Raw genomic sequence first — 10,609 nt, forward strand, 5'->3', positions numbered from 1 at the left:
CCGGCCGAGCTGGGTGGCCCGCCCGCGCAGCAGCCGGGCTCGCCCCGGAGTCGCGTCGTAGCCGAGGTGGAGGTCGAAGCGCTCGGCGACGACCCGCGGGTGCACCGCACGCCGTTGACGATATTGGCGAGGTTGGTGCCGTGCAGCACCTGCGCCCACATGACCGGCGCGCGCACCTCGCGCAGCGGACCGTGGCCGCGGGCGCGGGCGTGCTTGGCGACGAAGACCGTGTCCGGCAGCCGGCCCTCCTCGCGGGCCTCGATGAGCGAGAGGAAGGGGCTGGAGAGAATCGTCGCCCGGTGCACGGCACCGCTGCGGTCGATCTGGATGCCCCGGGGGAAGTTGACGAAGAGCCGCTCCTGCTCGGCGAACTGCGCCTGCACCGAGGCCATGAGGTCGACCGCCATCGCGTCGTCGCTGTCGATCCGGGTCGTGATGACGAAGGGGGAGTGGCACCGGTCGGCGACGTGCTGGGCGAAGCCGTCGCGGGTGAAGGGGGCATGCGTCCAGATCGGGGTGAAGGCGCCCTCGGCGAGCTCCTCGACCTGCGCCCGGAAGTCCGCGGAGCACCGGTCGTCGAAGATCACCAACCAGTCGAAGGGCTGCGCGTCGCGCTGCGAGAGCACCGACGGCAGGCAGGCGTCGACGAAGAAGCCGAGCCGGTAGAAGAGCCAGTCCTCGTCGGGCGGCGGCGCATCGGGGTGCAGCACCGCGCTGAAGCGGGTGAGCAGGACGTGGTCGAAGGACGGCCTCACCCGAGCCATCCTGTCGGATCGTTAGCCTTGCCCCATGACTGACACCACCCCCCGGCACGACGGACGCACCCCCGAGCAGCTGCGCGAGGTGCGCATCACCCGCAACTGGCTCGACCACGCCGAGGGCTCGGTGCTCGTGGAGTTCGGCCGCACCCGGGTGCTCGTCGCCGCGAGCTTCGAGGCGGGGGTGCCGCGCTGGCTCAAGGGCCAGGGCACCGGCTGGGTCACCGCCGAGTACGAGATGCTGCCGCGCTCGACCAACACCCGCAGCGGGCGCGACTCGCGCAAGGGCAAGGTCGGCGGTCGCACCCACGAGATCTCCCGCCTCATCGGCCGCAGCCTGCGCGCCGTCATCGACACCAAGGCGTTGGGGGAGAACACGATCGTCCTCGACTGCGACGTCCTGCAGGCCGACGGCGGCACCCGCACGGCGGCCATCACCGGCGCCTACGTCGCCCTCGTCGACGCCGTCGAGGACGCCGCAGCCGTGGCCTGATCCCGGCCGGCGCGACGCCGCTCACCGGCTCGCTCGCCGCGGTCTCGGTCGGCGTCGTCGACGGCCGCGCGGTCTGCGACCTCGACTACCCCGAGGACTCCACCGCCGAGACGGACATGAACGTCGTCATGACCGGCACCGGCGAGTTCATCGAGGTGCAGGGCACGGCGGAGGGCGCTCCCTTCGACCGGGCGCTGCTCGGTGAGCTGCTCGACCTCGCGACCACCGGCTGCGCCGCGCTCACCGCCAAGCAGCAGGAAGCCCTCGCCGAGACCCCCCGGGAGCGCGTGCTGTGACCCAGCGAGTCGTCCTCGCGACGCACAACGAGCACAAGGTCCACGAGCTGCACCAGATCCTCGGCGAGGCTGATCTCGGCCTCGAGATCGTCTCGATGGCCACCTTCCCCGAGGTCGGCGAGATCCCGGAGACCGAGGTGACCTTCGCCGGCAATGCGCGCCTCAAGGCCGAGCACGTCGCGATGCGCACCTCGCTGCCCGCGCTCGCCGACGACTCCGGCCTGGCCGTCGAGGTGCTCGGCGGCAGCCCGGGCATCTTCTCGGCGCGGTGGTCGGGTCTGCACGACGGTGCGGACCTGCCCCGGGCCGAGAAGGACCGCCGCAACCTCCAGCTCCTGCTCGACCAGCTCGCCGACGTGCCCGACGAGCACCGCCGGGCGGCCTTCCGCTGCGCCGCGGTCCTCGCGATCCCCGGCGGCACCACCGTGACGAGCGAAGGGGAGGTCCCCGGCGTCGTCGTGCGGGAGCCGGTGGGGGACAACGGGTTTGGCTACGACCCGATCTTCCGTCCCGACGGCGACACCCGCACCCTGGCGCAGTACACGGACGTGGAGAAGAACGCGATCAGCCACCGCGGCCGCGCCTTCCGCGCCATGGTGCCGCTGCTGCGCGAGCACCTGGCCTGACCCGATCTCGTGCAAACCCTAGGTCTTGCAGAGTTCAGGACGCTCACTCACAACCTGTGGTTGACGTTGGGTGGGGTGCCGAAGGCGGGACTTGAACCCGCACGCCCGTGGGCACGTGGACCTAAACCACGCGCGTCTGCCAATTCCGCCACTTCGGCTCGGTCAGGCAGTCTAGGCGGGTGAGCGACCACTCCTTCACCACGACCCTCGCCTGGTCGGGCTCGACGGGCGTCGGCTACGACGACTACTCCCGCGAGCACGAGCTGACGATGGCGTCGACGACGACGCGGGCGAGCAGCGACGTCGCCTTCCGGGGCGATGCATCCCTGCCCAACCCCGAGCAGCTCCTCGTCGCGGCGGCGAGCAGCTGCCAGATGCTCTCCTTTCTCGCCGTCGCCGCCCGGGCCCGCCTCGACGTCGTCGACTACACGGACGAGGCAGTGGGGGAGATGCGCGAGGGGGAGCGCCCGATGTGGGTGACGCGCATCGTCCTGCGCCCGCACATCACCCTCGGCAGCCCCGCCCCCCGTGCGAAGGTCGAGCGGCTCGTCGAGGTCGCCCACCGCGAGTGCTTCATCGCGCAGAGCCTGCGCAGCGAGATCGTCCTCGAGCCGACCCTCGTCGGCGTCAGCGACTGATCGCACCGGTCAGCCGCGCGTGCGCCCCGGCACCGACCGCGGGTCGAAGCCGTAGGGCAGCTCCAGCCGGTGCGCCGCCATGAGCTCGCCGTCCGAGAGCACCTCGCGCGTCGCGGCGTCGGCGACCATCCTCCCTTCGGAGAGCACGACCGAGCGCTCGCACAGCTGGAGGGCGTACGGCAGGTCGTGCGTCACCATGAGCACCGTGATGTCGAGGCCGTCGACGATCTCGGCGAGCTCGCGACGCGAGGCCGGGTCGAGGTTGCTGCTCGGCTCGTCGAGCACGAGGATCTCCGGTCGCATCGCGAGCACGGTCGCGACCGCGACGCGCCGCTTCTGCCCGAAGGACAGGTGGTGCGGGGGCCGGTCGGCGACCTCGAGCATCCTGACCGCGGAGAGCGCCTCGTGCACCCGCGCCTCGACCTCGGCAGCGGGCAGCCCGAGGTTGTGCGGACCGAAGGCCACGTCCTGGGCCACCGTCGTCATGAAGAGCTGGTCGTCGGGGTCCTGGAAGACGATGCCCACCCGGCGCCGCACGTCGAGCAGGTGCGCGTGGCTCACCGGCACCCCCGACACCGAGATCGAGCCGCTCGTCGGGGTGAGGATCCCGTTGAGGTGCAGCACCAGCGTCGTCTTGCCGGCGCCGTTGGGGCCGAGCAGGGCGACCCGCTCGCCGGGATGCACGTGCAGGTCGACACCGTCGAGCGCGCGGTGCCCATCGGGGTAGACGTGATCCACGCCGCGCAGGTCGATGACGGGAATGCTCATGCGCCCAGCCTCGCAGCCGCGAGGACGATCGTCGCGCCGACGGGCAGGAGCATCGCCACGGCCCACGTCGAGCCGGCGACAGGTGTCCGCTCGACGTGGGTCCGTCCGTCGAACCCGCGCGCGAGCATTGCCAGGTGCACGCGTTCACCCCGCTCGTAGCTGCGGACGAAGAGCGACCCCGCGGTGCTCGCGAGCGCTGGCCACGCGCGTAGTCCGCGGCCGCTGAAGCCGCGCGACTCCCGGGCCACCCGCATCGCCTGCAGCTGCCCGCTGATGACCTCGGTGTAGCGGACCATGAAGCCGAGGATGAGCACGAGCTGCGCCGGCAGACGTAGCCGAGCCAGCCCGGCGACGACGTCGGAGGGGGTGGTCGTCGCCGCGAGCACCAGTGAGGCACCGACGCCGAGTGTGCCCTTGACCAGGAGGTTCCACCCGCCCCAGAGCCCCGCCTCTGACAGCGACAGCGGCCCGACGTCGACGCGGGGGCCAGTCGCGACGAAGGGCATGAGTACGGCGAAGAGGACGAAAGGCACCTCGACGAGCAGCCGAGGAGCGAGGTGCCGCAGCGGCACCCTGCTCACCAGGACGACGCCGAGCAGGAGCAGTGCCTGCAGCCCGAGCGCCCACACCGCCTCCCGCGGGGTGAGCACGACGGCGATGACGTAGAGCATCGCCGCGACGATCTTGAGGTGCGCCGGGAACGCGTGGAGTCTCGTGGGGGAGTGCAGGCTCAACGCGTGGCGGTGGGGGTTGGCCACCTCAGCCGCGACGACGGGCGAGTCGGAGCAGGACCCACATGAGGGCACCCGTGAGTAGCACGCCCACAAACCCCGCCAGACCGCCGGAGAGGAAGCCGTCACCGATTCCCTTTGTCCCGTAGTCGGCGAACGGGGAGCCGGATGCGCCGTGGTCGCCCGCGGCACCGGCGAAGCCGAGCGTCTCGGCCACGTGCTCGAGCCCGTCGGGGTGCCCGGAGGCCCAGAAGCTCACGACGGAGGAGAGGATGAGGCAGACGACCAGTCCGCCGAGGACGAGGGCGCGGGTCGAGACGCGGGCCTTCATCGGGTCGCTCTCATGCTCTCGCGGGGCACGTGTGCCGAGGGTGAGAGGTGCTCCGCACCGCGCACGAGGTCAGGCCGCACCCCGACGACCGCCGAGACGACGAGGAAGGTGATGGCCGCCTCGCCGAGGCCGATGAGCAGGTGCCAGCTCACCATGGCGGTGAGCAGGGCGCCGGCGTCGACGGACGCGGTGCCACCGACCATGAAGAGCCCGGCGAAGACGACCGCGGCGCAGGGCACGGACGCAAAGGCGCCGATCGCGGCGGCCACGGGGATGCTGGCCGGCCGCGCCGGCAGGAGGCGTCGCGCGAGGACGAAGACGACCCAGCCGACCCACACGCCGACGAGCGCCATGAGTGTGACGTTGGTTCCGAGGGCGGTGAGGCCGCCGTCAGCGAAGACGAGCGCCTGGACGAGCAGGACGACGGTGATGCACAGGGTGGCGGTCCACGGTCCCACGAGGACTGCCGCGAGTGCACCGCCGAGGAGGTGGCCGGAGGTGCCGCCGGCGACGGGGAAATTCAGCATCTGGGCGGCGAAGACGAAGGTGGCGACGAGACCGGCGAGCGGGGCCACCCGGTCGTCGAGATCGCTCGGGGTTCGTCGCAGCGCTAGGGCCACCCCCGCGATCGCCACACCCCCCGTGGCGAGGGAGGTCGGAGCATCGAGGAAAGCATCGGGCACGTGCATAGGTCACTCCTACGTGACTCTGCCCCTGGGAGGATAGGTTGGGGTGACCATACTGCATTCCGCCGAGACAGGAGATGCGATCCGTGGGCGAGAGACTCACCCCGGGCGATGCAGCCCCCGACTTCACCCTCCCCGACGACACCGGCGCGCAGGTCACGCTGAGCGACCTGCGCGGCAAGCGCGTCATCGTCTACTTCTACCCGGCGGCGATGACCCCCGGCTGCACCAAGCAGGCGTGCGACTTCAGCGACTCGCTCGAGGCGCTGCGGGCCGCCGACACCGAGGTCATCGGCATCTCGCCGGACCAGCCGGCGAAGCTCGCGAAGTTCCGTGAGCGTGACGGGCTGACGATCACCCTGCTGTCCGATGCGGACAAGTCGGTGATGACGGCCTGGGGCGCTTATGGTGAGAAGAAGTTGTACGGCAAGGTCGTCGAGGGAGTCATCCGCTCGACGGTCGTCGTCGGACCGGACGGCGTGGTGACCCACGCCCAGTACAACGTCAAGGCGACGGGCCACGTGGCCGCATCCGCCGCGACCTCGGCATCGAGTAAGGACGGAACCCCCACGTGAGCAACGACACCCCGAGCATGACCAAGCTCGAGAACGACATCATCACGACGCGTGACCGGCTCGCCCAGACCATCGACGAGCTGAGCGTGCGCGCCGCGCCCAAGAACGTCGTCGCCCGGCAGAAGGAGCAGGCCAAGGCCTCCTTCACCGCCGCGACCCGCACCGAGTCCGGCGAGCTGCGCATGGACCGCGTCGCGATCGCCGCCGCGGCCGTCGTCGGCCTCGTCGTGCTCAAGGTCATCTCGAGCAACCGCAAGGCCAAGAAGTGGGAGCGCCAGCGCGCCAAGCGCTCCTGGTGACGTCACCACGGCAGTGACGAAGGGGGGGTGGCACCGACCGGTGCCACCCCCCTTCGGCGTCGTGGCAGGAGGTGGACCGCACCGCGGCAGGGCGCCGATCGAGGCGCCAAGAGCCCTGTCCCGGAGTCGATTTCGCCCTCCGCCATCGTGGTGCTAATGTTTCTCCTCGCGCGCCAATAGCTCAATTGGCAGAGCAGCTGACTCTTAATCAGCGGGTTCGGGGTTCGAGTCCCTGTTGGCGCACCACCCACGAAGGGCCCCCGCCGCACTGCGGTGGGGCCCTTTCGTCGTACCCGGGCGGTCACCCCGGCCGACCGGAGCGGCCGGGGTCGACGGGTCAGCCGCGCCACTCCTCGAGGTTGACCTGCTCGTCCTCCTCGGCGTGGCGCCGGCGGCCCAGGAGCAGCCCGACGCCGGCGATGACGACGAGCAGGGCGCCGACGACGACGGCCCAGCCCCAGGCGGGGAAGCCGCCGTCGCTGCTCGCGTCGTCGCCCTCGACGCGCGGCGGTGGAGCTCGACGAGCTCGAGGCGCTGCTGGGCTCGCTCTCGCCGTCGCCCGAGGTCGTCGACGACGAGGTCGACGAGGAGGTGGTGCTCGACGAGCTGGGCTCGGTCGTGCTGCTCGGCGCCGAGGTGCTCGACGGCTCGCCCGCGGAGCTGCTCGACGACGTCGGAGCCGTGGAACTCGAGGCGGTGGGGGAGTCGCTGCCCGACGTGGTGCTCGAGCTGCTGCCCGACCCGCCGTCGCTCGTCGTCTCGCTGCCGCTCGGGCCGGTGTCGCCACCGGGCGGGGCGTAGGTGAAGGAGTAGGACCCACTGATCGGGTGCCCGTCGGCGCTGACGACCTTGTAGGACACCGTGTAGGAGCCGGCCGGCAGCGAGGACTTCAGCGGCTGGTAGACGGTGCCGCCGTCGACCTCGAGGTCGCCGTCGGTCGCGTCGGTCGAGCCGGTGCGCACGCTCACCTCGTTGAGCCCGGACTGGATCGGCTCGTTGAAGCGCAACATGATCTCCGGCGGAGTCGCGGTGAGGGTCGAGCCCTCCTTCGGGCTCGAGGCCTCGAGCCGGGCGTGCGCCGAGGCGGGGGCGGCCAGGCCCACCATCGTCGCGAGCAGCGCTGCGAGGGCGAGGATCGCGGTGGCGGCACGGGCGAAGGGGGTGGCTGTCCGGGGTGTCGTCGTCACCTGCCCATCGTGCCCGATGGGCCTGTGCGGGCGCTGGAGGTGGGTGGTCATGACCACCCTCTCGGAGCAGGTACGATGGTCCGCGCTGCCCGATGAGGTGGCACTTGGTGGGTATAGCTCAGCTGGTAGAGCACCGCGTTGTGGTCGCGGGTGTCGCGGGTTCAAGTCCCGTTACTCACCCCAAGGATGAAGGGCCCCGGGGATCGTCCCGGGGCCCTTCGTCGTCCCCGGTCCTCAGCGTGGCGTCCATCACCGATTGGACACTATTCGGCACGTCGATTTAACCTTCGCGCCCCTTTCAGGCCATTATTGGTCGGATGCAGACCGTTCGCAGCTGGCCCTACACCGTCGCTGTGGTCGTCTCGATCCTCGTCGGGGCGACCGCACTCGTCGGGACCCACTCGCTCGGGATCCCGCTCAAGGACCCCGAGGGATTCCTCGGTCCTGCCTACGTGCGCCTCCCCGCACTCGCCCTCCTGCTCTTCGGCATCGGCCTGGTCATCGCGGGCCTGCGCCGCGCCGGGTGGCGCGAGCTGCCGCGCGGCATGGCCGAGGTCGCCCGCCACGAGTGGAGCCTGCGGCGCATCGTCTACATCGCGACCGGTCTGATCACCTTCTACGTCTGCTACGTGGGCTACCGCAACCTCAAGAGCGTGCTGCCGGTCTACCGGCAGGACGTCCTCTTCGACAACCAGCTGCTCGACCTCGACCGCATGCTCTTCGGCGGTGCCGACCCGGCGGCGGTCCTGCACACGATCCTGCCGCCGGACCTCGCGGCCCCGGTGCTCTCCTTCGTCTACCTGCTCTACCTGCCCCTCGTTCCGGTCTCGCTCATGGCGGTCCTCGTCCTGTGTCGCGACCTGTCCGTGGGCGCCTGGTACGCCACCTCGCTCAGCCTCAACTGGGTGCTCGGTGCGGTGAGCTACTACATCCTGCCCGCGCTCGGCCCGGTCTACGTGCGGCCCGACCTCTTCGCCGGCCTGCCCGACTCGGGTGTCGGTGAGCTGCAGACCGCGCTCCTGCGCAACCGTCTGGAGTTCCTCGCCGACCCGCGCTCGAGCGACGTCATCCAGGGTGTTGCGGCCTTCGCGTCGCTGCACGTGTCGGTGACCTTCGCCCTGGCGCTCTTCCTGCAGCGCACGGCCTCGACCCGCCCGCTGCGCATCGCCGCGTGGACCTTCTTCGGTCTGACCTTCCTCGCGACGATCTACTTCGGCTGGCACTACGTCCTCGACAACATCGCCGGCATGCTCATCGGCTACATCGCCGTCGTCGTCGGCGGCTGGGCCACCGGTCAGCGTCGGCGCGGCAACCAGGCCGTCGTCGTCACGGGCGAGACCGAGGGCTCGCGGTCGCTCGCCAGCGCCTGAGCACCGCCGGCGTCCGGCGCCGGACCCCGTGCAGCAGCGTCCGACGCCGGACGGCGCCTGACCTGCCGGCTGTGTACGGTGGCCGCTCGTGAGCGCACCACTCGTCACCTCGACCACCGAGGACCGCAGCGGCTACGTCGCCGTCCTCGTCTTCCCCCTGCTCATCGTCGCCGGGGGAGTGGTCGGCTACCTGGCCGCCGACACGGTGTCGGGGGCGGCCCCCTTCGTCAACCCGCTGCTCGGGCTGGTGATGTTCACGATGGGCCTGACGCTGCGGCCCGTCGACTTCGGCCTCGTCCTGCGGCGCCCGCTGCCGGTGCTGCTGGGGGTCGTCGCGCAGTACGTCATCATGCCGCTGGTCGCCGTGCTCGTGGTGACGGTGCTCAGCCTGCCGCCCGCCCTGGCCGCCGGTGTCATCCTCGTCGGCTGCGCACCCGGGGGGACGGCGTCCAACGTCGTGTCCTACCTCGCCCGCGGTGACGTGGCGCTGTCGGTGACGATGACCTCGGTCTCGACGCTGCTCGCGCCCTTCCTCACGCCGCTGCTCACCCTGTGGCTGGCCGGGCGCTACATGCCCCTCGACGGAGCCGGCATGGCCCGCACCATCGTCACGATCGTCCTGCTGCCGGTCCTCGCCGGTCTCGTCGTGCGCCTGCTGCTCGCGCCGCTCGCCGAGGCGCTCCTGCCGGCCCTGCCGTGGCTGTCGGTGGCCGCGATCTCGGTCATCGTGGCGATCGTCGTCTCGGGCAGCGCCGACGCGATGCTCACCGCGGGTCCCCTCGTGCTCCTGGCCGTCGTCGTGCACAACGTGCTCGGCATGGGCCTGGGCTACCTGGCCGCCAGGGTGTCCCGGCTCCCGGTGCCCGCTCGGCGCACGACCGCCATCGAGGTGGGCATGCAGAACTCCGGTCTCGCTGCGGGCCTGGCCGCGCAGTACATGGAGCCGCTCTCGGCCCTGCCGGGCGCGGTCTTCTCGGTGTGGCACAACGTCTCCGGCGCGCTCTTCGCCGCGTGGTGCCGGCGCCGCGACCGCCCGTAATGACGCGAGGCCCGTGCCCGGTCAGCCGACCTGGTGGCGCGCGGCGATCTCCTTGAGCTCGGCCGTCTCGAGACCGGGCTGGGGGCGGAAGACCGCCTCGCGGTAGTAGCGCAACTCGGCGATCGACTCCGTGATGTCGGCGAGGGCGCGGTGGCCGCCGTTCTTGTCCGGGGAGGCGAAGTACGCCCGCGGGTACCAGCGGCGCGAGAGCTCCTTGATCGAGGAGACGTCGATCATCCGGTAGTGCAGGTGCCTCGAGGGCCGGCATGTCCCGCACGAGGAAGGCGCGGTCGGTCGCGACGCTGTTGCCGCCGAGCGGTGCCTTGCCGGCGTCGGGGACGTGCTCCTTGATGTGGGCGAGGACGGCCTCCTCGGCCTCGGCGAGGGTCGTGCCCTCGGCCAGCACGTCGAGCAGTCCCGAGGTCGTGTGCATGTCGCGGACGAAGTCGTTCATCTGCGTTAGCGCCGCCTCGGGCGGGCGGACGACGATGTCGATGCCCTCGTCGAGCTGGTTGAGCTCGTAGTCGGTGACCAGGGCCGCGACCTCGATGAGGGCGTCGTGCTCGAGGGAGAGGCCGGTCATCTCGCAGTCGATCCAAACGATGCGCTCGGAGGAGGGAGTCGAAGAAGTCACGTCTTCCACCATATCCAGACCGTTGGATGGGTAGTCCTCCCCACCGACGCGAGGCCGTTGCCGCACTACCGTGGCGGCCATGAGCTCCACGCCGCCTCCTCCGCCCGCCGGGCAGCCCCCCGCTCCCGCCGGTCCTCCGCCGCCACCGCCCGCATCGTCCGGGAGCCAGCAGCCTGCC

General features: G+C 71.2%; 11 protein-coding genes, 3 tRNA genes and 4 pseudogenes. 10 read left to right on the top strand and 8 right to left on the bottom strand.

The annotated features are described in order from the left end of the window. A partial coding sequence (locus AC2W7J_RS10825) for a glycosyltransferase (RefSeq protein WP_485982369.1) occupies window positions 1-755 on the bottom strand: 755 nt, incomplete at its 3' end. Between the two features lie 34 nt (window positions 756-789). Here AC2W7J_RS10825 and rph point away from each other — a divergent pair. Beyond that, a pseudogene (rph, locus tag AC2W7J_RS10830) lies at window positions 790-1,547 on the top strand (ribonuclease PH). Next, entirely contained in the window at window positions 1,544-2,173 is a 630-nt protein-coding gene (gene rdgB / locus AC2W7J_RS10835) for an RdgB/HAM1 family non-canonical purine NTP pyrophosphatase (protein WP_485982371.1), read from the top strand. The pseudogene rph and the gene rdgB overlap by 4 nt, the downstream one beginning before the upstream one ends. A gap of 76 nt (window positions 2,174-2,249) precedes the next feature. On the opposite strand, the gene AC2W7J_RS10840 is transcribed toward rdgB, so the two are convergent. Continuing rightward, a tRNA-Leu gene (locus AC2W7J_RS10840) sits at window positions 2,250-2,331 on the bottom strand. A gap of 21 nt (window positions 2,332-2,352) precedes the next feature. Between AC2W7J_RS10840 and AC2W7J_RS10845 the strand changes: the two genes are divergently transcribed. Next, the gene (locus tag AC2W7J_RS10845; protein ID WP_485982373.1) at window positions 2,353-2,811 is read left to right on the top strand and encodes an OsmC family protein; all 459 of its coding nucleotides are present in this window, start codon (window positions 2,353-2,355) and stop codon (window positions 2,809-2,811) included. A gap of 9 nt (window positions 2,812-2,820) precedes the next feature. On the opposite strand, the gene AC2W7J_RS10850 is transcribed toward AC2W7J_RS10845, so the two are convergent. Genes AC2W7J_RS10850 through AC2W7J_RS10865 form a run of 4 tightly spaced genes read right to left on the bottom strand, consistent with a single transcriptional unit; the run spans window position 2,821 to window position 5,330 of the window. Then, window positions 2,821-3,579 (bottom strand): energy-coupling factor ABC transporter ATP-binding protein, encoded by a 759-nt coding sequence (locus AC2W7J_RS10850; RefSeq protein ID WP_421007390.1) that lies wholly within the window; start codon window positions 3,577-3,579, stop codon window positions 2,821-2,823. Next, on the bottom strand, window positions 3,576-4,313 hold the full coding sequence (gene cbiQ / locus AC2W7J_RS10855) for a cobalt ECF transporter T component CbiQ (RefSeq protein WP_255183917.1): 738 nt from the start codon (window positions 4,311-4,313) through the stop codon (window positions 3,576-3,578). The genes AC2W7J_RS10850 and cbiQ overlap by 4 nt, the downstream gene beginning before the upstream one ends. Before the next feature lie 25 nt (window positions 4,314-4,338). Beyond that, on the bottom strand, window positions 4,339-4,641 hold the full coding sequence (locus AC2W7J_RS10860) for a PDGLE domain-containing protein (protein WP_421007389.1): 303 nt from the start codon (window positions 4,639-4,641) through the stop codon (window positions 4,339-4,341). After that, entirely contained in the window at window positions 4,638-5,330 is a 693-nt protein-coding gene (locus AC2W7J_RS10865; protein WP_255183915.1) for an energy-coupling factor ABC transporter permease, read from the bottom strand. The genes AC2W7J_RS10860 and AC2W7J_RS10865 overlap by 4 nt, the downstream gene beginning before the upstream one ends. 74 nt (window positions 5,331-5,404) lie before the next feature. Between AC2W7J_RS10865 and bcp the strand changes: the two are divergent. From bcp to AC2W7J_RS10885, 4 genes and pseudogenes are all read left to right on the top strand, one after another. Continuing rightward, window positions 5,405-5,883, top strand: a pseudogene (gene bcp, locus AC2W7J_RS10870) (thioredoxin-dependent thiol peroxidase). 15 nt (window positions 5,884-5,898) lie between these two features. Then, a complete protein-coding gene (locus tag AC2W7J_RS10875) occupies window positions 5,899-6,201 on the top strand; it encodes a DUF3618 domain-containing protein (protein WP_255183913.1) in 303 nt (100 codons plus the stop codon). Between the two features lie 170 nt (window positions 6,202-6,371). After that, a tRNA-Lys gene (locus AC2W7J_RS10880) sits at window positions 6,372-6,447 on the top strand. A 264-nt stretch (window positions 6,448-6,711) separates the two neighbouring features. Continuing rightward, on the top strand, window positions 6,712-7,002 hold the full coding sequence (locus tag AC2W7J_RS10885) for a hypothetical protein (protein ID WP_485982377.1): 291 nt from the start codon (window positions 6,712-6,714) through the stop codon (window positions 7,000-7,002). A gap of 11 nt (window positions 7,003-7,013) precedes the next feature. On the opposite strand, the pseudogene AC2W7J_RS10890 reads toward AC2W7J_RS10885, so the two are convergent. Next, window positions 7,014-7,439: pseudogene (locus AC2W7J_RS10890) on the bottom strand (copper resistance CopC family protein); the annotation flags it as partial. 56 nt (window positions 7,440-7,495) lie between these two features. Between AC2W7J_RS10890 and AC2W7J_RS10895 the strand changes: the two are divergent. From AC2W7J_RS10895 to AC2W7J_RS10905, 3 genes are all read left to right on the top strand, one after another. After that, a tRNA-His gene (locus tag AC2W7J_RS10895) sits at window positions 7,496-7,571 on the top strand. A 134-nt stretch (window positions 7,572-7,705) separates the two neighbouring features. Further along, on the top strand, window positions 7,706-8,758 hold the full coding sequence (locus AC2W7J_RS10900; protein ID WP_485982379.1) for a phosphatase PAP2 family protein: 1,053 nt from the start codon (window positions 7,706-7,708) through the stop codon (window positions 8,756-8,758). 88 nt (window positions 8,759-8,846) lie between these two features. Further along, window positions 8,847-9,797: a bile acid:sodium symporter family protein gene (locus AC2W7J_RS10905; protein WP_485982381.1), complete on the top strand. Its 951-nt coding sequence runs from the start codon at window positions 8,847-8,849 to the stop codon at window positions 9,795-9,797. A 21-nt stretch (window positions 9,798-9,818) separates the two neighbouring features. On the opposite strand, the pseudogene orn reads toward AC2W7J_RS10905, so the two are convergent. After that, a pseudogene (gene orn / locus AC2W7J_RS10910) lies at window positions 9,819-10,443 on the bottom strand (oligoribonuclease). Window positions 10,444-10,609 lie beyond the last annotated feature (166 nt).

Source organism: Janibacter sp. CFPM2_SD2, assembly GCF_057364645.1.

Coding starts and splice junctions, on each gene's coding strand:
- AC2W7J_RS10850 (WP_421007390.1), bottom strand. CDS start 3,579: ATGAGCATTCCCGTCATCGACCTGCGCGGCGTGGATCACGTCTACCCC.
- AC2W7J_RS10900 (WP_485982379.1), top strand. CDS start 7,706: ATGCAGACCGTTCGCAGCTGGCCCTACACCGTCGCTGTGGTCGTCTCG.
- AC2W7J_RS10860 (WP_421007389.1), bottom strand. CDS start 4,641: ATGAAGGCCCGCGTCTCGACCCGCGCCCTCGTCCTCGGCGGACTGGTC.
- AC2W7J_RS10865 (WP_255183915.1), bottom strand. CDS start 5,330: ATGCACGTGCCCGATGCTTTCCTCGATGCTCCGACCTCCCTCGCCACG.